Origin of the sequence: Corynebacterium breve (genome assembly GCF_030252165.1) — a bacterium.
GTDB classification, from domain to species: domain Bacteria; phylum Actinomycetota; class Actinomycetes; order Mycobacteriales; family Mycobacteriaceae; genus Corynebacterium; species Corynebacterium breve.
Window position 1 is genome coordinate 2,510,807 of the sequence record NZ_CP126969.1, and the last position, 24,031, is coordinate 2,534,837.

Sequence of the window (24,031 nt, forward strand, 5' to 3'; positions counted from 1 at the left end):
TTAGTAAGCGGATGGCTTTGCGGTGTAGCCGACGGCCGCGACTGCGTCGACAAGCTCCTTCACCGAGACCTTCTCTGCGTCGTGGTCGACCAGGATGCGTCCGGAGGAGAACTTCACCTCAGCGTTGTCCACGCCATCAAGGCCATTGAGCTTGGTCTCAATCTTGGATACGCAGCTTGGGCAGCTAAATTCATCGGAACGAAGAGTGGTGTTGGTGGTCATTGTGGTTTCCTTCCTTTCATTCGCAGAGCCCCTGTGGCCTGCTGTCATGATTGACACTATGAAGGAAACCGCGCTCGGTCTTTGACCTAGATCAATTAGCGCTCAATCCGCTGGCCAGGCGCTCCAAAGCAGCATTATCGACGAGCGAAATCCACTCCCGCCCCGAGTCAATCAGCCCCTCCTTCTTCATTTTCGTCAGCGCGCGCGATGCTGACTCCACGGTGGTCCCGGCCAGCCCCGCGATGTCGTCGCGACGCAATCGCACCTGCAACAGGCTGGAACCGTCGCGCCGTTTCTGGCCCAGTTTGCCGTCGAGATACAGCAAGGCGGCGGCCACGCGCTGCTCCACCGTCAGCGACACGAGTCCCGCCTTGCGCTGTGTGAGCTGGGCGATGCGGGTTTGCTGCTTCGACAGGATGGACACAGCGAGCTGCGGATGCTTCTCGACGATCGTCCCCAGCGCCTCCCCGGAAAAATACAGCGCACAGGTGGTTTCCATCGCCCACGCTGTCTCGGTCGCAGGCGCGGGGCCGGTGCTGAGCGGGCCGACGAGGTCGCCGGGAACCGCGATGTCCACGGTGAGCTCGCGCCCGTCGCTGGTGTCGTGCGTGATGCGGGCCCGCCCTGACGCGATCATGTAGCTGCCGGTGACTTCCTCGCCGGTCATCATGATGGGGTCGCCTTCTGCCCATGCCCACGCGGTGAGGTGGGCGTCCAGCGCCTGGTGCTCCTCGGGTGTCAGGTACTTGGTCAGCGGGGAGCGGGCCAGCACCTTCATGCGCACGTCGAAGGAGCACTGGTGTGGTTGCGCGCAATTGTGACGGACGGGGTTTCGAGCCATGTCTGTCATGATAGCTATGTTCGGCGCGGGGCCGTCTCGCGCTAGATTGACCTTTACACAACGGCCTTTACCGAGTAGCCGGCTGTGGCCCACTCGGTAAAGGTCACTCTGCGGAGGTCAGTTTGGCCGGGAAGCGGCCGCGGGCACCCCGCGCACTAGTCGCCGAGCTGGCCGGTGAGCCTCTCAAGACGGTAGCGACTCGGGCCATCGATGCCGACGATCTCCACGGTCTTGCCCTTGTCCTGGAACTTCTGCGTAATGGAATCCAATGTGGCCACAGTGGAAGCGTCCCAGATTTCGGCGGCGGTGAGGTCGATGATGATGTGGTCGGCCTCGTCGTTGTAATCGAACTGGTAGACCAAGTCGTTGGACGAGGCGAAAAACAGCTGGCCATGCACCTGGTAGGTGTTCGGCTCGACCTTGTCCACGCGCACCAAATGGGCGACGCGACGCGCGAAGAACAGCGATGCTGTGACCACGCCCAGTATCACGCCGACAGCCAGGTTGCTCGTGGCCAGGGTAGCGATCACGGTGACGATCATGGTCGAGGTTTCCGAGCGCGGCATCAGCTTGAGCGTGCGCGGATGCAGCGAATGCCAGTCGATGGTGCCCACGGACACCATGATCATGATGGCGACCAGCGCGGCCATCGGGATCTGGCCCACGATGTCGCCAAGCAGCAGCATCAAGACCAGCAGGAATGCGCCAGCCACTAGCGACGACAAGCGGGTTCGCGCGCGGGATTCGCGGACGTTGATCATCGTTTGGCCGATCATGGCGCAGCCGCCCATTCCGCCGAAGAGACCGGATGCGATGTTCGCTACGCCCTGGCCCCAGCTTTCGCGGGTTTTGTCGGAGTGGGTGTCGGTGATGTCGTCGACAAGCTTGGCGGTCATGAGCGATTCCATCAGACCCACGATGGCTAAACCGAGGGCATAAGGCGCGATGATCTGGAAGGTTTCCCAGGTCAGCGGAACGTTGGGGATGAAAAACTCCGGAAGGGAATCGGGCAGCTCGCCCATGTCGGACACGCGCGGGACGTTGATGCTGGCGACCAAAACGATCGCCGTGATCACGATGATGGTGATCAGTGGCGCGGGGATCGCGGCGGTGACGCGTGGCCAGAACACCATTAGCAGGATGCCGGCGGCGACCAGCGGATACACAGCCCAGGGCACGTTGATCAGGTGTTCGAGCTGTGCCATGAAAATCATGATGCCCAGTGCGTTGACAAAGCCGATCATCACGGAGCGTGGGATGAAGCGTTGCAGCTTGGCCACACCCAGCGCCGCGAGCACGATCTGGAAAACGCCGCCGAGCAGCACAGTGGCAATGAGGTAGTCGATGCCGTGAGATTTCACTACTGGCGCAATGACAAGGGCGATCGCGCCGGTGGCCGCGGTAATCATGCCGGGGCGCCCGCCGGTAAACGAAATGACGATCGCCATGATTACAGATGAAAAGAGGCCTACGGCAGGGTCGACGCCCGCGAGGATCGAGAATGCGATCGCTTCCGGGATCAGCGCAAGTGCGACGGACAGGCCGGCGAGGATCTCGGTGCGCAGACGCGCCGGGGACGAAAACGCGAAGCGGAAGGAGCTGCCTACGCCAAGCGGGATCTCCGGGTGGGTCTGGGTCCCCGTGGTAGATTGAGCCATGATTCTCCTGGGTTGTGCAGGGGAGGATGGAACCCTCAAGCTACTTGAGGGTTTGCGACGTGCACGACTCTAGTCGTACTACCAAAAAATGCAAAAGGAGCGCGCGCCCTTGTCGGAGCTTGGCTTGAAGATCGGTGAGGTCACTCAACTCACAGGGCTTTCCGACTCAACCCTGCGCCACTACGACAGCGTCGGCCTCATTTCCCCCTCAAAGCGCAGTGCCGGCGGCTTCAGGCTTTACGACGACCGCGACGTCCAACGCATCCTGCTCATCCGGCGGATGAAGCCGCTGGGTTTCAGCCTGGACCAGATGCGCGATTTCTTGGATGCGGCGGATGTGGTGCGCGGGGAGTCGTCGGCAAGCGAGAGGGCGCAGGCAGAGGCGACGATTGCCGGGATCCGTGAGGAAGCACATGCGCGCTACGCCAAGTTGCAGAAGCAGATCGGCTACGCGGAGGACTTCCTTGGCACTATTGACGCACTGGAGGGTTAGGCGCGGCTCCTGAGGCTAAACTGACCTTTGCAGAGTGACCTTTACCGAGTAGCCGGCTGAGGCCCACTCGGTAAAGGTCAATCCATAAAGGTCACTTTGCGCTAACCGGTGATGTCACGGCGGTCCAGCGCCACCACCGCCACGACGACGAGCGCAGCCACCGAGCCCCACAGCAGCGCTAGCCCGCCCCAGTCGAAGCCGTTGACCAGCGGGGTCTGTCCATATGCCCAATAAAACGGCGACAGCTTGGCCAGCCAGTCGAAGTCGGCGTTCATGGAAGCGATCGCATCGCAAATGTAGCCGACCACAGCCACGGCAGTACCGGCGCCGATCGCCCAGCTGCGCCGTCCGGTCAGGGCGCCGACCGCCAATGAAGCAGCGCCAGCAAGCAACCCGAGCCCCGCCCAAGCAACTACCACGGCCAGCATGTTGCGGGTCGAAAGCTCCAGCTCAGATGGCTCATTCAACCCCAGCAACAGCACAAATACCACCACAGCCAAGACTGCCATCCGGGCGACCAACGCCAGCGCGGACTGCCACGCGTACTGCTTGCGTCCCACGGCGTGGGCCAAAGTGAGCTCGAGGTCGCCGGATTCCTCGGCACCTGCGATGAACGACGTGCCCCACGTGATGCACGCGATTACAGCCAACACAAAGCCCAACAATCCAAAGAACGTGGCCTGCGCGTAGCCGGGGCCGGAAGAAATCTGGTCGTACCCAAAGGCTTGGATCATCTCGGGCGGCAAAGCCTCGATCATCTTCGCTAGCTCAGGTGTTTGTAGCGAAGGGTACAGCGGCAGGTACAAGAAAAGCACCGCAGCGATACCGATGGCCCAGCCGACGAGACCGCGCCAGCCGCTTGCGAAAAGTCGTGAAAAGATCATCGTTGCGCGTCCTTTCGGGCGTACAGGTCCAGGATGGATTCCTCCAGGTCGGGTTCTTCGATGGACAGGTCAACCAGTTCGAATCGCGCCAGCGCCTTGACCACCTTGTCGATTTGTCCGCGGACCATACCTTCAACGCTCACGAGCTCGCCCGAGCCGGTGGCCTCAGCGCTGACATCCTCTAGCACGCCGCCGAGCACCATGCGCGCCTCCTCCGCCGTTATGCCAGCAACGATCGCGCGCACACGCGACACGCTGGCCAGGCGCAGGTTAGCCACGTTGTCGTTGGCCACGATCTTGCCCTGCGCCAGCACTGCGACCTGATCTGCTGCATGCTGAATCTCACTCAAGATGTGCGAGCTCAACAGCACCGTCTGGCCGTTGTCGCGGGCCTCGCGCACCAGCGCCAAAAACTCGCGCTGCATCAGAGGATCGAGTCCGCTGGTGGGTTCGTCGAGAATGAGCAGCTCAGGGAGGTGCATGAACGCTTGAATCAGCCCGATCTTCTGCTTATTGCCCTTGGATAGCGCGCGCACGGGGCGTGTCAGGTCTACCCCCAAGCGCTGGGCAAGCTTGTCGACGAATACCTGGTCCACCGGCCCGCTAATCCGGGCGAGGTGGCGCAACATTTTCTCGCCGGTGATGCGGTCGTTGAATTTGAGCTCGCCGGGGAGGTAGCCGATGCGTTGGCGCAGCGCAGCGGTGGATTGGCTCGGTGTTTCGCCGAGCACAGTGAGTTCGCCGCCGGTGGGACGGATGATGTCGACCAGCATGCGCAAGATGGTGGTTTTGCCTGCGCCGTTGGGGCCGACCAAGCCGAAGATTGAGCCACGCTCAACTTTTAGGTCGATGCCGTCAACGGCGAGGTGCTGCCCGTACTTCTTTTCTAGAGCCTGGGCGTGAATGACATTGGTCATGATTTAGATTCTTCTCTAGTCGAACCCGAAAAGGTAGGGGTTTCTAAACAAAAAGCTTGTCGACGACCGCCTCCACCAAAAACTCAAACGTCGCCGGACTGCTGATCGCAGCTTGATCGACAACGCGCGCTACTTCGAGGAGGTCGGCGAGCATGGCGGTGTCCACGGTGGGGGCGAGTAGGCCCGCGTCGTGCCATTGCTGGAAGAGCTCCTCGAAGCGCCACAGGTCGCCGGCACCCATGTCGGCTCGGAGTTGTGGCCCGATCTTCTCGCTGTGCCACTCTGCGAGGACGCGGTTGCTGGCGGTAGCGGCGATGTTTTCTCTAATGAGTTGGCCGATCGCCGTGCGTGGGTCGGACCAGTCCAGTCGGTTGAGTAGGTCGACCTGGCGCCTTTGCTGAAGCTGGGAGAACACGGCCTTGAACAGCTCGTACTTGGACGGAAAGGCGAGGTAGACGGTGCCAACGGCGATCCCGGCCCGATTGGCGATGGCTGCCACGCTGGTCTTTTGGAACCCGTGCTCTGAGAATTCTGCCTCGGCGGCGCTGAGGATGGCATCGGTGGCGTCGTGGCGTGCGGGGGTGTTCATGAACACAAGTATAGAAGATTCATGACGAAATGAATATACCCCTGCTATATTCATGAATGAACACCGAGAATATTCATTCAAAAGGAGAATCCCATGTCACGCCCCGTCCAAATCACACTCATCGTCCTAGCCGTTGTCATCGTGGCGGTGGTCTTGTTCTTCGTATTTGCGCCCTCCCAGGCAGGTAACGCGGACAAGTTCAACCGCACATTCACCGCGGCTGAGCAACAACTCATCGACAACACCGCCATCACCGCCAGCGAGCTCGCTGCGGCCGACGGAAAAGACGGCCACCCCGCATGGATCGCTGTCGATGGAGTGGTCTACGACCTCACCGCAAGCACACAGTGGCCGAGCGGACTGCACCACGGACACCTCGCAGGACGCGACCTCACCGAGCCGTTTTTACAGTCCGGCCACGGGGTCGGCGTGCTACAAAAACTCACGGTCATAGGCAGCGCAGCGCCTTAGAAGTCCTGCTGCGCCAACCACGACAGCGTGTCTATCTCGCGCTCCTTCTCCGCCTCGGGAGTCCATGGCCCTGGCGTGTGCGTGTCGACGATCAACCCATCGCGCAGGTAGATAACCCGATCGGCGTAGGAAGCGCAGCGCGGATCGTGGGTGACCATGACAATGGAGGTTCCTTGATCGCGCACGTCGATGAACGCGGCCAACACCTCCTTGGTCATTGAGCTGTTCAAAGCGCCAGTGGGTTCGTCAGCGAAGAGGATCTCCGGTTGCGTAACCAGGGCGCGGCACAATGCAGCACGCTGGAGCTGGCCGCCCGAGACCTGCGAAATCGAGTGGTGGGCGACGTGGTCGATGTCGAAGCGGGCCATGAGTTCGTCGACGCGCTCGTCGATACGCTCTTTTTGGCCTTCAAAGCCGGCAAGGCGATGTTGTCGCGGACGTTCAAGTTTTCCAGAAAGTGAGCCTGCTGGAACACAAAGCCCATGTGGTTCAGGCGCAGGGAAGCCAGCTGGGCGGGTTTCATGGCGGTGAGTTCTTCGTCGTTAAGCATCACGGTGCCCGAGGTGGGGGAGTCCATACCGCTGATCGCGTACAGCAGGGTGGATTTACCGCTGCCGGATGCGCCCATGATCGCGAGGAATTCGCCGGGCTGGACGTCAAGACTGATGCCGCGCAGGACGACGGTGGGCGGGTCGGAGGTATCGAACTGCTTGGTCACGTCGGAGGCTTGGAGTAGGGCGTGTGTCATTGTGATTACTCTTTCTGGGAACCTAAGCGCGAAGCCACGAGCTCGGGGACAGGTGACGGATCGGTTGAGTGGACAGCGCTACACCGAGCGCGCCGGTGAGCAGCAGCGATAGGGGGACGACTAGGTAATTCAGCCACGGAGTCGGGAACAGGGCGATCTGCTGCATGCCCACACCCGAGATAGCGAGCGCACCGGAGACCATCGCTGGGCCGAGCGTGACCATGAACAAAATGCCGAGGACGATGCCGAGGAGGGCGAGGCCGAGAGCTTTGATAAACACCTGCCCGGTGAGTTCGTCGGTGCTAAAGCCCAGGACATTGAGAAGTCCCATGCGGCGACGCTCCTTGGCGATGCGTACATTGAGAAACAGAAACGTGATCAGCGCGACTGTGGCGATGGCCGCAATCCAGGCGATCATGGTCGCCCAGCCGAAAGCGGCGGTTGCAAAGGACAGGGTCTGCGCGGCGAAGTCCTCGAAGCGCACCACGTTCATGTCGGCGTAATCGGATTCGATCTGGCTGGCCAAGAGTGCAGAGTCGGCAGGGTCGCGCAAGTTGACCAAGATCGACCAGCGCTGGGCGTTGGCAGGGGCGTCGTCGTTTAGCATTGCCGTGAAACCACCGCCGGTGATGTCTTGGTAAATGCCCACCACGGGGTAAGTGTTTACGGAGTCGTCGGCGCTGCGCAGCTCCAGTTGGTCGCCGACTTGGACCTGGTACTTGTCGGCGTTGAGCAGCGACAAAGCGAGCTCTCCCGGCTGAGGCGCGTGTCCGTCGGTGAACTTGATCGTGGTGTTGGAGTGGTCGCCCACGTCGACAGGGAGAGTGTCCCAGCCTTTCTCGCCCGGGATGGAGTAAAGCACGGTGGCAAAAGGCTCAACGCCGGCGACCTTGGGGTCATCACGGAGGCCGGCGAGGATGGCATCGTAAGCCAGTTGGGAGTCGGCGGCATCTGAGGTGTTGGGACTATAGATCGAAACGTCGGCTTCCTCCACGCCCATGTAGCCGGAGACCTGCGGGTTGCCAAAGGTGGACTGTAGGGTGGCGGGCAACAGAATCAGCGTGACAGCGAGGAAAAACACCACGGGTAAGAGCGCCCACTGGCCGCGTTCTTTGATGAGGTCGATGGTGGCGAGTCGCCAATTTAGGGCGCCTCCTTCGGCATGCCGCAGCGGAATCGCCTTGCGCGGCGGGCGGTACTTTGACTGCCCGTGCACCAGCGCGGTGACCACTTCCACCTTGCGCAAACGCCGCAGCATCAGCCAGCACAGCCCAATGACCAGTGCCGCAACGACAAAGAGTGCGATAAGCGGCATGATAACAGTCCACGCACTCACCGGTGAGGCACCGAAGCTCTCGGTGAAGCCCCGAGTCAAAGGCCCAAGAGTTGCGAAACCGATGATGCCGCCGAGCACGCAGCCGATGGCCGTCAGCGCCACATAGCGCATGAGGAACAGCTGCGAGATGTGCCGGTGCGAAAGCCCGATCGCCTTGAGCACGCCAACCTGGTGAATCTGATCTTCCAGCGTGCCGCCGATGACAAAACGTACGGCAAGCAGCGCGATCGCCATGAGAATCAGCGAGGCGAAGATGAACGCGAACGCCACCACACCCGATGACAGCATCGAGATCAACTTCAGCAGAGCGTGGGTGATGGCCTGGCCGTTGCGCGGCAGTTGCTCGTTGCCTTCGTAGGCGGATTGGAGGGTGGCTACGTCTTTCGCGGGGTCGGGCACGCGGAACTCGACGATGATCTCGGGTTGACCACCGGCTTCGGCCAGCTGGTCTAGGGCGCTTTCGTGTACCAAGAACCTGGTTGAGCCGGCCATCGACGACACCATCTGCCCATCGCGCACGAAGCCCGCTACGGTGAACTGCTCGCCAGCAACATCGAGGGTATCGCCCACGTCGATGGGGAACTGGCCGTGGTAGGCCATCGGGATGAATACCTCGCCAGGCTGCGGATCGGCCGGCTGTTCGTTGCGCGTATCGACGAGAAAATCGAACTCCTCATTCTGCGCCACGAAAAGATTGTCGATCACGGATGAGGAAAAGTCGCCGCCAGTGAAGCTGATCAGATTCGAGTCAAAACCCACCATCTCCTCGATGAGCCACTGGTCGATGTCGTCGCGACCTGCCGCGAACTCCTCGAGCGCGGCAACGTCGTACTCCCCGTAATGCATCTGGAGGTAGTGCGGTGGCTTCGTGTTCTCGTTCATCGCTTCTACCGCGCCGGAGAGCCGCTCCAAGGTGCCGGCTCCGATCGCCATCAGCGCCGCACACAGGGTGAGCAGCACAGCCAAGGCGATCGCTACGCCCTTGTGCGCTTTGAGATCCCCCATGAGGTAGCGAGAATTGAGGCCTTTCATCGTTGATCACATACTGAAACCGACATCGGATCTGCTCCCAGCTGAGGTGGTCGTGGCACCTAATATTTTACGTGGAAAGCTCCGCCTCCGCCCAGAAGATCTGCAGTTCAGCACCTATGGGATAGGCCACTTGAAAAGGCAGGGAGTGGGTTGTGTTTTCCCACAACTTCACTGTGGGTTGGGGCAGCAGGCTTGAGGCACGTTGCACGGCCTTTTCACCGCCCGCGAGCGACTTCGTGTCAGCGACCCCAACGTAGACGGGCATGTCCAGTTTGTGCAGGGCGTCGTCGCTCAGTGGCGTTGGAGTGGGCAGCGCTGCGGAGTAGTGCTGGGCGCCGGCATCGATCATCTCGGAGATGGGGGTGCGCCGACGGACGTCGTCGATGGTGGTTCCCCCGATTTCCGCGAGGCCTCGATCGATCCAGGTTTGCGGTAGCGGGAGCACGATTACGCTTCCCCAGAAAAACACTGAGGCCGGCGGATAGGCAAAGACGAAGGCGGGCTCAAGGAGCGTCAGCGTTTCGACGAGCTCGGGATGGTGCTGCGCCAGAGCCGTCGCGGTAGCGCCGCCGAATGAGTGCCCGACGACATGTGCTTGGCGGATGTCCAATCCGCGGATCACGTCGGCGAGCCACGTTGCCTGGTCTTCCATAGAGGTCAGTGGGACCGATTGCGTGGACAAGCCGGCGTCGCCGATGGCGTCTAGGGCGTAGATGGGGCGGTCGTGGGGCAGCGCTGGGATGAGCTCATTCCACATCGGCGCGCCGGACGCACGCCCTGGAACCAACACGATCGGTGCGCTTGTCGCGTTGAGGTTCCACCCGTGGACGTGGGCGGTGCCAAAGGTGGTGGGAATGTCTGTGGTGAGTTCGGGCGCCGGGCCCTCCGCGAGGGCTGCTTCGTAGGCATGGACGTAGTTCGAGTGGCCTTCTGATGTGAGGAAATGGCCTACGTCTGGATCGGCGGTGAGAGCAATTGCGAGGCGATCGCACACGAGGGCTGCAAGAACCAGCCCGATGACCGCTATCGTCCGTCGGCGCATGACTTACTCCTTAGTCCAATACGGGTGTATTGATTCTGACGATACGCCCGTATTGGTAGGCTGGCAATATGCAGTTGGATAGTCGCACTGAAATCATTTATTCCGTTTGGGCGGTCATCGCTGAGCAAGGTCTGCCCGGGGTAACGATGCGGGTCGTCGCAAAGCAGGCCGGTGTTTCGGTCGGACGGGTGCAACACCACTTTGGCACGAAAGAAAATCTCATCCTCGAAAGCTGCCGCGCAATGATCAATAGCGCGAATGCGCTCTACGATGGCAGTCTTGACCACGCCATAACCCACGTCATCCCACACGACGAAAACACGCGCCACGGTGCCATCATCTGGAACGCCTACGTGGCACATGCCCTGGTGCAGCCGGCGATCGCGGAACTGCTCGCCGACGCCAAACGCGGCCAAGAGGATGAGGTCACGCGGGTGCTGGGGGACCGGTCACGGGCACGTAGCCTGATCGCAATGGCAGACGGGCTTGTCCAACGGGTGCTGATCGGTGACCTGACCCCTGACGAAGCGATGGCGGTTGTACGCGACGCGCTAGAGTCGTGACCATGATCTGGATTGATGCGACCGCAGGCGTGGCCGGTGACATGTTGCTCGGCGCGCTCGTCGATGCCGGAGCGCCACTTCAGGCTCTGCAAACCGCGGTCGATGCCGTTGTGCCAGGCTCAGTGCGTCTTTCCGCCAACCCGGTCACCCGCGCCGGGCAACGCGCCACCAAAGTGAACGTTGACATGCTTGTCGACGACCCACCCCACCGCACCTGGGCCACCATCAAGGAGATGCTCGGGGCTGCTGAGTTGGACTCAGACACCCGGGAGGCCGCATTGGGTGTATTTGAACTGATCGCGCAAGCAGAAGCGCGCGTGCACGGCGTCGATCCCGAGACGGTTCATTTCCACGAGGTGGGCGCCCTGGATTCCATCGCTGATGTGGTCGGGGTGTGTGAGGGCATGCGGCTGCTGGGGGCCAAGACTGTGGTCGCGTCGCCGATTGCTCTGGGCTCTGGGCGCATCCCCGCAGCCCACGGCGATATCCCTGTGCCGGTCCCGGCGGTGGCAGAGCTTATGTTGGGCTGGCCTGCCCTTGCTGGTGGGGAAGGGGAACTGGCCACGCCCACCGGGGTTGCCTTGGTGCGTCACTTTGCTCCGACTGTAGGCGCGATGCCGGATGGAACCGTGCGGACCGTCGGTGTCGGCGCTGGTAGCAAGGATTTTCCCGCGCGGCCCAATATCGTGCGCGTATTCGTGCTCGAGGCAGCGAACCCCGACACCGGCACCTTGACCCAGCTCGAGGCCAACGTGGATGACATGGACCCGCGTGTGTGGCCGGTGGTCGTCGATAAGCTGCTTGACGCTGGGGCGAAGGACGCCTGGCTGACCCACATCCAGATGAAGAAAGGCCGCCCGGCGCACACGATCCACGTGTTAACCGACGATGCCGAGGCCGCGAAGGACATCCTGTTCACCCACACCACGACGTTCGGCGTGCGCTCCTGGACTGTGCAGCGGGAGGGGCTGGATCGACACTTCGACGCAGTGGTGATTGACGGGCATGAGATCCGCGTGAAGGTGGGCTCCCGCGATGGCGTGGAGCAGACCCGCCAGCCGGAGTTTGAGGACGTGCGCCAAGCTGCCGAGGCACTAGGGATTACCGTGAAAGAGATGCTCGCTCGCGTTGCCGAGCACTCCGCTAGAGTTACCCTGCGTGAAGCCCGTCCGCGAACTTAGCGCCACAGTCCAGCACAACAGGTGGTACCTGTTATTTGTGCGTGTTGGACTCACTGTCTTCGGCACGGTGTACGGGCTGCTCGGCCTTCTGGTGCTGCTCATCGCGTGGGATCCCAGCTTCCGCAGCAATTCCGCGAACTTTTATACCGTCCTAGAAGCAATCTCGCGCCGACCGATGGGGCGGTAGATTCTGCTGTTCGCCGCAGTAGGGCTGGCCATGATCGCGTTATGGCAGGTCATCGAGGCGCTCGTCGGATATGTGCACTTGCGCGGCGTCCGTCGCTTCAACCGCCGCGTCGCCAGCGTTGGCCGCGCGTTCATGTACCTCGGCCTGGGCGCTTTGACGTTCTTGGTCGCGTTGGATGTTGAGCTACGTGGCAACACCACGTGGGCAGACATTGTCGACGAAGCCCTGGGGCGCCGAGGCGGTCGCCAGCTGATTGTGGCGGTGGGCTGCGTGATTATCGCGATTGGCATCGGGCAAATGGGGCGCGGGATCGGCCGCATTTTCGTCGACGAGTTTGAAGGGCCCGTCTCCCGCTGGGTTGTCGCCTTGGGGCTGGTGGGCTATGTCATGCTGGGGCTATCCGTGGTGCTCGTCGGTGGGGCACTGGTATGGTCAGCGATCAGCGTGCACCCCGAATACGCAGGAACGATCAGTACAGTGATCAAAATATTGGTGGAAACGCCATTGCTCGGGCCCGTGTTGGGCACGATTGTGGCGGCGGGATTCGTGAGTTTCGCGGTATTTTGTATCGCCTGGTCAACTCAGCCGCTGCACGCCACACGCGTTGAGCGCTAGGTCTGAGTCACCTAGCCGCGATCTGCGCCGCCAAGTGTCCCGCGCCGTACCCATTGTCGATATTCACCACGCCCACACCCGGAGCGCACGAGTTCAGCATGGTTAAAAGGGGTGCGATCCCGCCAGCACCCGCGCCATATCCCACTGAAGTCGGCACAGCCACCACCGGCGCGGACACCAGGCCGCCGACCACACTCGGCAAAGCACCATCCATACCGGCGACGACCACGATCACCCCCGCGGATTGCAGCTCCTCTTCGTGCGCCAACAGTCGGTGGATGCCGGCCACGCCCACGTCGGCGATGAGCGATACGGATCGTCCCAGGTAGCGGGCCGTGTGCATGGCCTCGCGGGCAACCGGCAGATCGGACGTCCCCGCGCATACGACCAGCACTGATACACCCGACGGTTCCGGCGCCTCAGCAGGAAAGGCGATCAGTCTGGCCAAGGGATCGTAGAAAGCACCGGGGAGCTCGCGCATGATGGCGGTGGCCTGCTCGTCGTTAAGCCTGGTGAACAGCGTGACATGGTCGGAATCCACGGCTTGGGCGATCGCGCGGACCTGCTCGACGGTTTTGCCTTCGCAGTAGATGGCCTCGGGGTAGCCGCGGCGACGGACGCGGTCAGTGTCTAGCTGGGCAAAATCCCCAACGGGCTTAATCGGCTCCGACATAGTTCAACTTCTCTTTCAGCGCGGCGACGGTCATCGCGCCGGACTGGATGCCCAAGACGTCGATCGCGGCAAAGGTGAACCCGACGGCGCGGGCGGATTCCATAATCTTATCCGCGGTGGCGGGCTCCAAGGCGCGGGCCATCTCCGCGCGCGGCAGCTCGACCCGCGCGATGGAGTCGTGGTGACGCACGCGCGAATCGGAAAAGCCTAGCTCATACAAAGTGAGCTCCAGGGCCTCGATCTGCGCCAGCTTCTTCGGATGCACCGGCAAGCCGTGTGGGACGCGCGATGCCAAACACGGAGCGGCGGGCTTGTCCGCCACGGGCAGGTCAAAGGCGCGCGCGATCTGACGCACCTCAGCCTTGGTCAGTCCGGCGTCAGCTAGCGGGCGCAGCACACCATGCTCGCGGGCCGCCTGCGCACCGGGGCGGTCGATGCGCGCAGCGTCGTCGGCGTTCTCACCGTAGGCAACAGCAACTAGACCATGCTTGCCGACGACCCCTTCGTCGATCACCTGGAACATTTCGTCCTTGCAGAAATAGCAGCGGTCAACATCGTTTTCCACGTAAGCAGGGTTCTGGTCCTCGTGAGTGTCGACCTCAATGACCTCGGCGCCGATCAGGGCGGCGGTGTCGCGGGCCATGGCGCGTTCGCGGGCGGCCAACGACGCGGAGACCGCGGTGATACCGAGGGTGCGGTCGTGGCCAAGGACGTACTCGCAGATCGCCAGGAGTGTCGCGGAATCCACGCCACCTGAATAGGCGACGCCGACGCGGCCGGTCGTCGGCAAGCAGCGTGCGACGCGGTCAAGCAAGGCCTGGGTTGCTGAATCAGGCTGGGGTAAAGACATGGTTCCACTCTAGGCGTTGGGGGCGTAGAGACAACTGTGAGTTAGGCAATGGAATGACCATATGCGGGCAAGGTGTATAGAACTTTGGTAGGACTGGAGGTAGTGCCCTCCACCACAGAAAGGCAAAAATCATGACAGAATCACAACGTCCTTGGATGGACGACAACCTCTCCGACCGCGAGCGTGCCGAAAAGCTCGTGGAAAACATGACCCTGGAGCAGAAGATCGCTCAGCTCCACGGCGGCATGGAGACCATTAACATTTACGCGGCGTCCAACGAGATTGACCCCGAAGACGAAGATGCCATGGAGCAGCTGGCCATGCAGATTCAGATCGAGCGCCACGTGCCGGAGATTCCAGAACTGGGTATCCCGCGCTTCCGCATTACCAACGGCCCAGTCGGCGTGGGCATGGGCGATGGCACCCCGTCTCCACCGGCGACCGCTTTGCCGATGACCATTGGTGTTGCGGCTTCTTTTGACCCCGAGCTGGCGTTTAAATACGGCGATATCATTGGCCGCGAGACCGATGATCTAGGCCAGCACGTGCTGGAAGGCCCAGGCGTGTGTCTGCACCGCACCGTAACTGCAGGCCGCAACTTTGAGTACTTCTCCGAGGATCCTTACCTCTCCGGCGTGATGGGTATCGAGGTGACCAAGGCGATCCAGGCACACGACATCATCGCGATGGCCAAGCACTATGCGGTCAACGACCAGGAATTCGAGCGCTTCCGCACCAACGTCGAGGTTGACGAGCAGACCCTACGCGAGATGTACCTTTTGCCCTTCGAAATGGTGGTCAAGGACGGCCAGGTCGCAGCGATCATGTCGGCCTACAATCGCGTGCGCGGCGACTACGCAACGGAAAACCGCTACCTGCTTAACGACGTCCTCCGCGGCGACTGGGGCTTCGAAGGCTACGTCCAGTCGGACTTCTGGTCCACCCGCTCTGCAGCCGCTTCCTTGAACGCCGGCCTAGACCACGAAATGCCGGATGCCAAGTGGCTCAACGAGGACAACGTCAAGGCAGCCTTGGAAGACACTTCCTTGGAAATCGAGCTGGTCGACCGCGCACTGGTGCGCCGCTACACCCAGATGTTCCGCTTTAACCAGTTCGACCGCGAGTACGCCCCGCGCGAAATCGACGCGGCTGGCAACGGTGCGATCTCCCGCGAGATCGGCGCGGACATGGCCGTTTTGCTGAAGAACGACAAGAACATCCTGCCACTGGATCCGAACTCCGCGGGCAAGATCCTGATCGTGGGGCAGGAGAAGTTTGCCAAGTACGCCTGCCAGGGTGGCGGCGGCTCGTCCAAGGTGGATCCGCTGTACACCGTGGACCCAGAGCCAGGCCTGCGCGACGTCATCGCCGATTTGGGCGGCAGCGCTACCGTTGAGTCCTTCATCGTGGAACGCGACCTGTCCAACCTCGAAGGTGCCGTCGAGGCAGCTAAGGGCGCCGATACCGTGCTTATCATGGCCGGCCTAATCGCCACCGAGGGCGCCGACATGCCAACCATGCTCATGCCACAAAAGCAATCCGACATGATTGCTGAGCTGCTGAAGGCCAACGACAACTCTGTGGTCGTGCTGAAGTCTTCCGCACCGCTGGTCATGCCATGGATCGACGATGCAGCCACCGTCCTCGAAGTGTGGAACCAGGGCGCCGAGGACGGCCACGTTGTCGGCGACCTTGTCTTCGGCAGCGTTAACCCATCCGGCAAGGTCCCAACCACCTACCCAAAGACTGAGGCGGATTGGATCGGCCACGATCACCCCGAGCGCTACCCAGGTGTCAACCTTGGCGAAGGCTACAACACCATCACCTATTCCGAGGGGCTGGAGATGGGTTACCGCTGGTTCCAGGCCAACGATGTCACCCCGGCGTTCCCATTTGGCTACGGTTTGTCCTACACCAGCTTCGAGCTTTCCGACGTCTCCGTCGCCGGCTCCGCAGCAGGCGTGAAGGTCTCCGCCACCGTGAAGAACACCGGCGATGTCGCAGGTGCCGAGGTTGTCCAGGTCTACCTGGGTATTCCTTCCGAGGGCCAGCCACCGAAGCGCCTGGTCGGTTTTGCCAAGGTGCAGGTTGAGCCGGGTTCCTCCGCCGCAGTGGAGATCAACATCGACGCAGATGCAACCCATCACCCACTGAGCGTGTGGGATGTCGCAGCACGCGACTTTGTGGTGCCATCGGGCGAATTCACCGTGTACGTGGGCACGTCTTCTGACGATGACTCGCACGTGGAGAAATTCACCGTGTAGTCCACCGAGAAGGCGAATCTGAGAAAGGAAATTTGCCCCGGAAACACCTAGTTCCGGGGCAAATTGCCCTTTGTATATTTACCTTTAAAAGACTAAGGCAGCTGCTCACCGGTTTGTGGCGGGTCGAATTGCTGAGGTGGGAGCACGTCAGGGGTACCCTGCTCAGGTTGATTCGGCTGCTTTGGTTGGAAACTCTCCGGTGGTAGCATGTCAGGCTTCTGGGACGGAGGTAGCTCCGCACCCGAGGAAACCGAAGGCTGTGGTTCGACCTGCTCTTCGGCCGGGGTGGTTTCCTCTTCGGCAGATGACGTGTCTGGTGTGGTCGTCGACAAGCTGCTTTCAGTGGTGTTGCTGGTGTTCTCTGCTGGGTTTTCTGCTTCGCCACAGGCGGTCAGGGTGAGTGTTAGTGCAAGAATGGCAGCGATACGGCGCTTCATGGTTTACTCCTCTTATTTCTTTAATCGGTGAAGGATTTCGCCGGCGTGCTCGACGACGAGGGTGTCTGGGTCCGATTCGAATTCGGCCCAGTCCAGCGTGTCTGGGTCGGCGTATCCAAGGTTGTAGGCTTCGCAAACCTCGCGAGGAACTCGGGAGGCCAGGGTGATGTTGATGCGCAGGGTCTCCACTCCGGTCTCAGCATCGTATTCGCCGAGTCCACGGACGTGAGTCGAGTGTGCGATTTCCCCCCAAGGGTGGTCTTTGAATTTATCCCACTGCTTGATGAAGTAGTCGATGCAGTGGTAGCCGATCTCGCCGATGCCTGGGTGCATTTCGGCGATCTCAGTGATGTGCGGTGCGTAAACGATGATCTCGCCACCGTCGGCGCACACCGGTTCCATCTTGTAGACACCCTTGGCGCCGGTCCAGAGGTCCTCATACATTTCGGGCACCTTGGACACGATGCGCTTGTATGGCGCGTCGAGCCACTTGATGTGGGTCTGGTGTGCGATTTCAGCGTTAGCGGCCCACGCGGATTCGGTAGTGCCAAACGCTACCGAGTGCAAAGTCAGGGAATCGTCGTCGCCTGTGGTTGCCACGTAAGTGATCGCGAGCTTCTCTCCCGGGATCATGTCCGACGCGGTGTTAATCAGCTGGCGTACGGGGGTGATTCCCAAGGTGCCGATGATGTCGGAGGCGGTGATGAGGGCACCGACCCAGTGGGAGATATCGATGACATCGTGTACTGAGCAGCCAGGGAAGAAGTACTTGTTGCCACCGGACATGCCGACTACTTCGTGAGGGAAGATCGGGCCGACGACTAAGTTCACGTCTGCCTCGGCGACGAGCTTATTGATCTGCACGTCCATCGCGCGGTCATGCAACAGGCCGGACGTCAATCGCTCAATCTCGTCGGCAGGCACGGTGCCTAGGGAGACAATTGCGTCGGGGTTCTGCCAGTCGTGGTTGAGAATCTGCGCCTTAGGGAAGCGAGACTTTAGTTCACTCTCACCTACGCCCAGCAGTTTTTCAATCGCTGCTTCTGGCATTGCCGCGTGCGTGCCCAATGCGATCAGGATGGTGATCGACTGTGCGCGGTTTTCCAGGGCATCGTATGCCGACTGGATCATCAACGCGTGCGGGCCTGAGCGCGTACCGTCTGGGATCACGACGACAACGTTCTTGTCGTCGATGTCGGCGCCTTCCAATTGCTCAAGGATGAATTGGCGGGCCTGATCGTCGCTAAGCGAATCGGTGGGTGAGCCCAGCAGCGAAGCTTGAGCAGCCAGACCCTCTGGCACGGGGAGCGTCAGGTTTTCTTTTGTCATACAGACCAGTTTCCCCGGTTCTTGAGTGGGTTTCAAGCCTTTGACGTTGGTTGATTGTGCAAGCGCATGCTGTGACGGTAGAAACCAGCGAGTTCATCCGTACACTGGGCGCCATGCTGTCGCCGATTCCTGATTACCTCAGCGCGATTCTCGACGAAGTCCGTGATCTGGACGGGGGAGAGGTCGCGCAGTACATTCCCGAGTTGAAAGATGCTGACCCCGAAAAGCTTTCGCTCGCGTTGTGCACTACGTCAGGACACATGTATTCGGTTGGCGACGACGATGTTGAGTTCTCCATGCAGTCGGTATCCAAGCCTTTCGCCTATGCGTTGGCCCTGGACGAACGCGGTCCCGATGAGGTATTCGAGGTCGTCGGTGTTGAGCCTTCCGGCGAGGCATTTAATGAGCTCTCGTTGGAGGAGTCGTCGAAACGCCCCGACAACGCGATGATCAACGCCGGCGCCATCGCCGTGAACCAGCTGATTAACGGCGAAACTTCCACGGTGGACGACCGTACCGAGCGGTTCCGCCAACTCTACATCGACCTCGCAGGCCGCGAACTGCGCCTGAACGAGGAACTTGTCGAGGCCGAGATGCAGACCGCCGACCGTAACCTTTCGATCGCCCACATGCTGCGTAGCTACGACGTCATCAAAGACGAGGCGCACGATGCCGTGCGGAGCTATATCGCGCAATGTTCCTTCATGGTGACTACCCGTGATCTCGCCGTCATGGCGGCGACCTTGGCTAACGGTGGGGTGCAACCGGTGACCGAAAAGCGCGTGTTTAGCGAGAAAGCCTCCCGGCTGGCGCTCGCGGTCATGAGTTCCGCCGGCATGTACGATGCGGCCGGCCGCTGGATGGCCAACGTTGGAATCCCAGCAAAATCGGGTGTCTCCGGCGGGCTGATCGGGACAATGCCAGGACAAATGGGTATCGCGACACTATCACCTCGCCTAGACCTGCAAGGCAACTCAGTCCGCGGGGTCGAGGCGTTTGAAAGGCTTTCCGACGAGATGGGCCTCCACCTCATGAGCGCGAACTACTATACCGCGCCGGGTATCCGCTCGATCGACGTGGAAGGCGATTCCACGGTGATTTCCCTGCAGGGCATGATCAACTTCCCTTCTGCTGAGAACATTATCTACCAGCTCAGCGAGCAGCACCTGATGAGCGAGCGCCTTGTCCTCGATGTCTCGCACGTGACCGGTTTTAACAAAATGGGCCGCCGCGTGGTCAAAGAAGGGCTGCGCCGTTTCCGAGAGAACGGTATGCAGGTGGCGATCTACGATCCGGACAGCGTCATGACAGACCTGCAGTTCTCGGATGGCACTCACGCCGAAGAGGTCGAAGATTTCAGCACTACGTTTGAGGTCGACGCCCCGGTGGACAAGGCTTTTGCTGCCGTTGCGCACCCTTCGCAGTGGTGGGCGAAGTCGATCACAGCGAAGGCTGGCGACGAGGGCGAAACCTTCGAGGTGGACATCCCCGAGCACTATTCCCACCTGCGCGTCACGGAGTGCGAGCCAGGCGAGCGCCTTGTCTGGCACGTCGATCCCACCGGCCACGAGGACGAGCAAGGGGAGTGGAAAGACACCGACCTCATCTTCGAGTTCGAGGAAAAGGGCGACAAGACCGAGATCACCTTTACTCACCGCGGAATGCAGGAGCACTTGGAAACCTACGATCAGGACACATCCGAGTGGAAGCGCCAAATTGCCAAGGGGCTCATTCCGCTTATCGACGAAGGCAAGGGCGAGCCGTTAGAGGCGGATAACTAATTGCCCCAGTCGCCCAGCGCGCCTTGGAGTGATCCGAGAATCGCGTCGAGAAGGGAGTAGTAGTCGTCGGCTTCGCAGTCGTTGTCTACCCACTCGAGGCAGGCGGCGTCGATGAAGCCGAAGATTCCGGCGATGGCGAACTCGCCGCGCCTGCTCTGTGGGTCGAGGAGACCCATGAGTTTGGTAAACATCTGATCCTGAAATTCCAGGCGGGTGTTTGTCGCTTCTGGCGGTTCATCGTTGCCGCGGCGGGTGAGCGACCAGCTCAAAGGCTGCGCTTGGACGTGTCCGAGGTAGATCTCTACTGCGGTGCGTACCTTGTCGCGTGAGGAGGTGTTCGGCGGTAGCTCATCGAGTGCTGCGTCGATCGTGTTGTGCAGCTTCTGCATGGTTTCATCGACCCAGGCAGAATAGAGACCAGCCTTGGAGCCAAAGTAGTGGAAAATCAGGGCCTGGGAAGAACCGGATTGGTCGGCGATCTTCTGGGTGGGCACCTCGGAGTAGGGGGCTTGTCCGAAGAGGTCGCCGGCGGCTTCAAGGATGACGGCGCGGCGTTCTGCACTGCTGAGGCGGCGGCGAGGTTCGGAAGTCATACTGGCAATCCTACACGTATTGATCTACACTCAACAACAGTTGTTAAGTATCACTCAATAAGGAGGATGAACATGCTCGACACATCCATCTGGTGGCAGGTCTACCCACTTGGTTCCACCGGTGCGCCGATTCGCGATCGTTCCGGCGACGACTCTGGGCATCGTCTCCAGCAGCTTGAGCCGTGGTTGGATTACCTACTCGAACTCGGCTGCAACGGCCTACTTCTCGGTCCAATTTTTGAATCCGAAACCCACGGATATGACACCATCGATCACTTCATGATCGACCGCCGCCTCGGCACCCTCGACGTCTTCGACCGCCTAATGCGTGCCTGCAACGAGCGCGGCATCCGCGTCATGCTCGACGGCGTGTTCAACCATGTCTCCCGAAACCACGAGGCTGTCGCAGCAGGTCGCGCCGGCTCCACCGACTGGGAGGGCCACGAATCGTTGGCCACCTTGCACCACGCAGACCCGCTGGTCCAAGACAAGGTAGTGGAAATTATGGAGTTCTGGCTCGCCCGCGGTATCTCCGGCTGGCGCCTCGATGTTGCCTACTCAGTTCCGCCCGAGTTCTGGCGGGCGGTCTTGGGTCGCGTGCGCCAGAACTACCCGCACGCCGTCTTCCTCGGCGAAGTCATCCACGGCGACTATACCCAGATCGCCCAGGCGGGCACGCTCGACAGCGTCACCCAGTATGAGCTGTGGAAGGCAATGTGGAGCTCCCTCAATGACGCAAACTTCTTCGAGCTTGCGCACGCGTTGAACCGCCACCAGGAGTTTTCCAACCACATGATCACCAATACTTTTGTCGGCAACCACGACGTTGACCGTATCGCGTCCAAGGTCCGCCAAGACAAGGTGCTTCTCGCGGTAGCCATGCTCATGACGCTTCCTGGCTCCCCGAGCATCTATTACGGCGATGAGCAGGGCTTTACCGGCATGCGCGGCGAAGGTTTCGCCGCCGACGATCCGGTCCGCCCGCCGTTGCCAGCTACACCAGAGGAACTTTCGCCGATTGGGCAGTGGGTCCTTAATGCACATAAAGCGCTCATTGCTTTGCGACGACAGCATCCGTGGCTTGCTACCGGCACCGTAGAAGTGCTCGACAACACCAACGAGACAATCAGCTACACCGTTTCCTCGAACGATCGGCAGATCCAGGTGGACGTGTGGCTAGAGCCGAATCCCGGAGTTCATGTCCATACAGGTGGCAATACCCTGTATAAGCTGTAGGACATGATGTACTTGGGATGCTTGTTATTTCTGGCCATTAATCTGGCTGGGGTGTACGCAGCGAAAAAGTCTGATCGCCTGTGCGAATACGGCATTGTTGCGGGAGTTCTCGTGGCAGTGATCGTGGTCGGGGTAATTGGATATTCCATCTACGCCCAAGGCCAAACAAGCGAGTTGTTTATAGCATTTCTTGTCTTGGCCGTAATGATCTATCCAGTGTGGAAGATTTTTGGCCATTTGGAAAAGCAATAGTGCAGGTAGCCTGGGGCTTGCTTTAGCGTCACCGGCAGGAACCGGTCGAGCTCCTGGAGCGTGTCGGCGGTCGCTGGCAATTTTTCTACCAATGTATCCGGAATCCATTGCACGAACGAAACGGCCTCAACGCTGATCACGGAATCAGAAGATAGCGATTCTTCTGATTTATCTTTTTTCGCTACTCGTGGACCCTATACGATTATCTCGCAATGGTCGGCTAAAAAGGGACGGACGGTCTATCTTCGGGAGCAGGCTCGGGTAAAAATTCAGAATAAACATGGTTTGTCCACCCGAGCAGTTCAGGCTACGACAAAATATGCCCCTAGCATAAAGAATTTTGGCGACCGGTATGAATACAGATTGCCGATGGATCACATTTCTTGCAAAGGTAGGGGCCGTTTAGAAAGTGTCAAAAGCTTGAAACGGGAAATGTATTAGCGGTAGTTGGTTTCAATAAAATGCGGGATGGTAAACCTTACGGAGTGGTTACTACCTATTGTGAAGGGTCCGACGACCGTTGCCCTCAGTGGATTATTGATTCGTCACAGATTAAATAACATGTATAGAGCAATGCCTGGTTCATGGGCTAATGTTTTAGCCGGAAAAGACATTTCTGGAAAGGATATGTCTAATTATGACCTCACTGATATCAATCTTGAAGGAAGCGTGTGCCGGGAATGCTCATTCCGAGGTTCCATGTTGGCATGGGCTAATTTGAGATCGGCAGATTTCACCGACGCAGATTTTACGGACGCAATTCTTAGTGAGTCGGATTTTCGTGGATCGACGTTAACACGTGCTGACTTAACAGGCGCATATCTAAAGCCCATTATTGCTGATTCAGAACAGTTTTCTGACTGCATAGGGGTTGAATTATCGATGCTGTTGCAAAGTTGGGGCAGTAGAAAGACCGGCGTGAAATAATCACAGCCATGGGTATCTTCTCCGGTCGTCATTTCCCCCGTGACATCATTCTGTGGGCAGTGCGGTGGTACTGCCGCTACGAGGTGAGCTGACCTAAGATCTGGAGGAAATGATGACTTCAGCGGGGCGTGCCGGTCGATCACACCACGATTCTCACCGCTGGGTCCAGAAATACGCCCCTGAGCTGGACAAGCGAACTCGGTGGTACCGGCAGGTACCTGACTGGCAGGCCCGGTCCTGGCGGGTGGATGAGACCTATATCCGGGTCGGCGGAAAGTGGTGCTACCTCTATCGGGCGATCACCGCCGGTGGGCAGACCCTGGATTTTTACCTCTCCCCGAAGCGTAACGTCGCGGCAGCGAAGCGTTTCCTGGCCAAGACCCCGCGGTCGAACGCCTCCGCCGGGTCCCCGCGGGTCATCAACACCGACAAGGCACCAGCTCTGGCCAGGGCAATATCCGAGCTGAAGGCGGAGGGAATCTGCCCTCAGACGGTGGAGCACCGGCAGGTGAAATACCTGAACAACGTTCTCGAGGGAGATCATGGCCGACTTAAAAGAATCCTGGGGCCGAAGGGAGCGTTCAAAAACCGAATTTCCGCCTACCGGACGTTGAAAGGGATGGAAGCGATGCATTCATTACGGAAAGGCCAGGGCACGATGTTTGCCTACGGGCAACCGAACCCGGACGCGGTGATCGTCAACCGGGTCTTCGAGACGGCCTGAGAACGCCGACCCGCAGCGAGCATCAGAGGATGAAGACTGGGTCGTCACGGCTCTCCGCCTGAAGTTTGCAACAGCACCCGATGGCACCGAAAGATAAGGTGCGCACTCTTGCAGTCTTGTGGGTAGGTATTTTGGTATCCGCTTGACTGATTGGAAAAGCCGCGACGTGGATTGTGTTACCCATCA

26 protein-coding genes and 2 pseudogenes are annotated in these 24,031 nt (G+C 60.1%); 13 read left to right on the top strand and 15 right to left on the bottom strand.

Going from position 1 to position 24,031, the window contains the following annotated elements; translation table 11 throughout:
- The 3 genes from QP027_RS12025 to QP027_RS12035 all read right to left on the bottom strand — a co-directional run bounded on the left by QP027_RS12025 (position 1) and on the right by QP027_RS12035 (position 2,721).
- Positions 1-222 carry a heavy-metal-associated domain-containing protein gene (locus QP027_RS12025; RefSeq protein ID WP_284825104.1) on the bottom strand — a complete coding sequence of 74 codons (222 nt, stop codon included), beginning with the start codon at positions 220-222 and terminating at the stop codon, positions 1-3.
- Between the two features lie 91 nt (positions 223-313).
- Positions 314-1,063, bottom strand: a complete 750-nt coding sequence (locus QP027_RS12030) for a Crp/Fnr family transcriptional regulator (RefSeq protein ID WP_284825105.1) — start codon at positions 1,061-1,063, stop codon at positions 314-316.
- A 155-nt stretch (positions 1,064-1,218) separates the two neighbouring features.
- Positions 1,219-2,721 carry a SulP family inorganic anion transporter gene (locus tag QP027_RS12035; protein ID WP_284825106.1) on the bottom strand — a complete coding sequence of 501 codons (1,503 nt, stop codon included), beginning with the start codon at positions 2,719-2,721 and terminating at the stop codon, positions 1,219-1,221.
- 88 nt (positions 2,722-2,809) lie between these two features.
- On the opposite strand from QP027_RS12035, the gene QP027_RS12040 reads away from it, so the two are divergent.
- Positions 2,810-3,214 (top strand): MerR family transcriptional regulator, encoded by a 405-nt coding sequence (locus QP027_RS12040; RefSeq protein ID WP_284825107.1) that lies wholly within the window; start codon positions 2,810-2,812, stop codon positions 3,212-3,214.
- Between the two features lie 101 nt (positions 3,215-3,315).
- On the opposite strand, the gene QP027_RS12045 is transcribed toward QP027_RS12040, so the two are convergent.
- The 3 genes from QP027_RS12045 to QP027_RS12055 are packed head-to-tail and all read right to left on the bottom strand — an operon-like array spanning position 3,316 to position 5,604.
- Entirely contained in the window at positions 3,316-4,098 is a 783-nt protein-coding gene (locus QP027_RS12045; protein WP_284825108.1) for an ABC transporter permease subunit, read from the bottom strand.
- Complete coding sequence (locus QP027_RS12050) at positions 4,095-5,015, bottom strand: ABC transporter ATP-binding protein (RefSeq protein WP_284825109.1); 921 nt, start codon at positions 5,013-5,015, stop codon at positions 4,095-4,097. The genes QP027_RS12045 and QP027_RS12050 overlap by 4 nt, the downstream gene beginning before the upstream one ends.
- 43 nt (positions 5,016-5,058) lie before the next feature.
- Positions 5,059-5,604, bottom strand: a complete 546-nt coding sequence (locus tag QP027_RS12055) for a TetR/AcrR family transcriptional regulator (protein WP_284825110.1) — start codon at positions 5,602-5,604, stop codon at positions 5,059-5,061.
- Positions 5,605-5,697: 93 nt separating this feature from the next.
- Between QP027_RS12055 and QP027_RS12060 the strand changes: the two genes are divergently transcribed.
- Positions 5,698-6,075, top strand: a complete 378-nt coding sequence (locus tag QP027_RS12060) for a cytochrome b5 domain-containing protein (RefSeq protein WP_284825111.1) — start codon at positions 5,698-5,700, stop codon at positions 6,073-6,075.
- Here the strand turns inward: QP027_RS12060 and QP027_RS12065 are convergent.
- From QP027_RS12065 to QP027_RS12080, 4 genes are all read right to left on the bottom strand, one after another.
- On the bottom strand, positions 6,072-6,404 hold the full coding sequence (locus QP027_RS12065; protein WP_432418636.1) for an ATP-binding cassette domain-containing protein: 333 nt from the start codon (positions 6,402-6,404) through the stop codon (positions 6,072-6,074). The two genes, QP027_RS12060 and QP027_RS12065, sit on opposite strands and share 4 nt — an antisense overlap.
- Positions 6,302-6,823, bottom strand: coding sequence for an ABC transporter ATP-binding protein (locus tag QP027_RS12070; RefSeq protein WP_284825113.1), 522 nt, complete (start codon positions 6,821-6,823; stop codon positions 6,302-6,304). Before QP027_RS12070 ends, QP027_RS12065 begins: the two co-directional genes overlap by 103 nt.
- 22 nt (positions 6,824-6,845) lie before the next feature.
- Positions 6,846-9,191, bottom strand: coding sequence for an ABC transporter permease (locus tag QP027_RS12075; RefSeq protein WP_284825114.1), 2,346 nt, complete (start codon positions 9,189-9,191; stop codon positions 6,846-6,848).
- Positions 9,192-9,258: 67 nt separating this feature from the next.
- On the bottom strand, positions 9,259-10,233 hold the full coding sequence (locus QP027_RS12080; RefSeq protein WP_284825115.1) for an alpha/beta fold hydrolase: 975 nt from the start codon (positions 10,231-10,233) through the stop codon (positions 9,259-9,261).
- A gap of 68 nt (positions 10,234-10,301) precedes the next feature.
- Here QP027_RS12080 and QP027_RS12085 point away from each other — a divergent pair, with 68 nt between their 5' ends.
- The 4 genes from QP027_RS12085 to QP027_RS12100 are packed head-to-tail and all read left to right on the top strand — an operon-like array spanning position 10,302 to position 12,779.
- Positions 10,302-10,796 (top strand): TetR/AcrR family transcriptional regulator, encoded by a 495-nt coding sequence (locus QP027_RS12085; protein WP_284825116.1) that lies wholly within the window; start codon positions 10,302-10,304, stop codon positions 10,794-10,796.
- A 2-nt stretch (positions 10,797-10,798) separates the two neighbouring features.
- Entirely contained in the window at positions 10,799-11,977 is a 1,179-nt protein-coding gene (gene larC, locus QP027_RS12090; protein ID WP_284825117.1) for a nickel pincer cofactor biosynthesis protein LarC, read from the top strand.
- Positions 11,955-12,164, top strand: coding sequence for a hypothetical protein (locus QP027_RS12095; RefSeq protein WP_284825118.1), 210 nt, complete (start codon positions 11,955-11,957; stop codon positions 12,162-12,164). Before larC ends, QP027_RS12095 begins: the two co-directional genes overlap by 23 nt.
- A 30-nt stretch (positions 12,165-12,194) precedes the next feature.
- Complete coding sequence (locus tag QP027_RS12100) at positions 12,195-12,779, top strand: hypothetical protein (protein WP_284825119.1); 585 nt, start codon at positions 12,195-12,197, stop codon at positions 12,777-12,779.
- A gap of 7 nt (positions 12,780-12,786) precedes the next feature.
- Here the strand turns inward: QP027_RS12100 and larB are convergent, their stop codons facing one another.
- On the bottom strand, positions 12,787-13,452 hold the full coding sequence (gene larB, locus QP027_RS12105) for a nickel pincer cofactor biosynthesis protein LarB (protein WP_284825120.1): 666 nt from the start codon (positions 13,450-13,452) through the stop codon (positions 12,787-12,789).
- Entirely contained in the window at positions 13,436-14,302 is an 867-nt protein-coding gene (gene larE / locus QP027_RS12110) for an ATP-dependent sacrificial sulfur transferase LarE (protein WP_284825121.1), read from the bottom strand. The genes larB and larE overlap by 17 nt, the downstream gene beginning before the upstream one ends.
- Positions 14,303-14,433: 131 nt before the next feature.
- On the opposite strand from larE, the gene QP027_RS12115 reads away from it, so the two are divergent.
- Positions 14,434-16,566 carry a beta-glucosidase family protein gene (locus QP027_RS12115; RefSeq protein WP_284825122.1) on the top strand — a complete coding sequence of 711 codons (2,133 nt, stop codon included), beginning with the start codon at positions 14,434-14,436 and terminating at the stop codon, positions 16,564-16,566.
- Between the two features lie 92 nt (positions 16,567-16,658).
- On the opposite strand, the gene QP027_RS12120 is transcribed toward QP027_RS12115, so the two are convergent.
- Together QP027_RS12120 and QP027_RS12125 are read right to left on the bottom strand one after the other, a co-directional pair.
- Complete coding sequence (locus QP027_RS12120) at positions 16,659-17,003, bottom strand: hypothetical protein (RefSeq protein WP_284825123.1); 345 nt, start codon at positions 17,001-17,003, stop codon at positions 16,659-16,661.
- Between the two features lie 12 nt (positions 17,004-17,015).
- Positions 17,016-18,332 carry a lactate racemase domain-containing protein gene (locus QP027_RS12125; protein ID WP_284825124.1) on the bottom strand — a complete coding sequence of 439 codons (1,317 nt, stop codon included), beginning with the start codon at positions 18,330-18,332 and terminating at the stop codon, positions 17,016-17,018.
- A gap of 113 nt (positions 18,333-18,445) precedes the next feature.
- Here QP027_RS12125 and QP027_RS12130 point away from each other — a divergent pair.
- Together QP027_RS12130 and QP027_RS12135 are read left to right on the top strand one after the other, a co-directional pair.
- Positions 18,446-19,687, top strand: a pseudogene (locus QP027_RS12130) (glutaminase); the annotation flags it as partial.
- Between the two features lie 30 nt (positions 19,688-19,717).
- Complete coding sequence (locus QP027_RS12135; RefSeq protein WP_284827052.1) at positions 19,718-20,113, top strand: SRPBCC family protein; 396 nt, start codon at positions 19,718-19,720, stop codon at positions 20,111-20,113.
- Here the strand turns inward: QP027_RS12135 and QP027_RS12140 are convergent.
- On the bottom strand, positions 20,110-20,706 hold the full coding sequence (locus QP027_RS12140) for a TetR/AcrR family transcriptional regulator (protein ID WP_284825125.1): 597 nt from the start codon (positions 20,704-20,706) through the stop codon (positions 20,110-20,112). The two genes, QP027_RS12135 and QP027_RS12140, sit on opposite strands and share 4 nt — an antisense overlap.
- A 66-nt stretch (positions 20,707-20,772) precedes the next feature.
- On the opposite strand from QP027_RS12140, the gene QP027_RS12145 reads away from it, so the two are divergent.
- The 4 genes and pseudogenes from QP027_RS12145 to QP027_RS12160 all read left to right on the top strand — a co-directional run bounded on the left by QP027_RS12145 (position 20,773) and on the right by QP027_RS12160 (position 23,845).
- Complete coding sequence (locus tag QP027_RS12145; protein ID WP_432418597.1) at positions 20,773-21,942, top strand: alpha-amylase family protein; 1,170 nt, start codon at positions 20,773-20,775, stop codon at positions 21,940-21,942.
- A 51-nt stretch (positions 21,943-21,993) separates the two neighbouring features.
- Positions 21,994-22,194, top strand: coding sequence for a hypothetical protein (locus tag QP027_RS12150; protein WP_284825127.1), 201 nt, complete (start codon positions 21,994-21,996; stop codon positions 22,192-22,194).
- A 561-nt stretch (positions 22,195-22,755) separates the two neighbouring features.
- Positions 22,756-23,121 carry a pentapeptide repeat-containing protein gene (locus QP027_RS12155; RefSeq protein WP_284825128.1) on the top strand — a complete coding sequence of 122 codons (366 nt, stop codon included), beginning with the start codon at positions 22,756-22,758 and terminating at the stop codon, positions 23,119-23,121.
- 8 nt (positions 23,122-23,129) lie between these two features.
- Positions 23,130-23,845: pseudogene (locus QP027_RS12160) on the top strand (IS6 family transposase).
- The last annotated feature ends 186 nt before the right edge of the window (positions 23,846-24,031 follow it).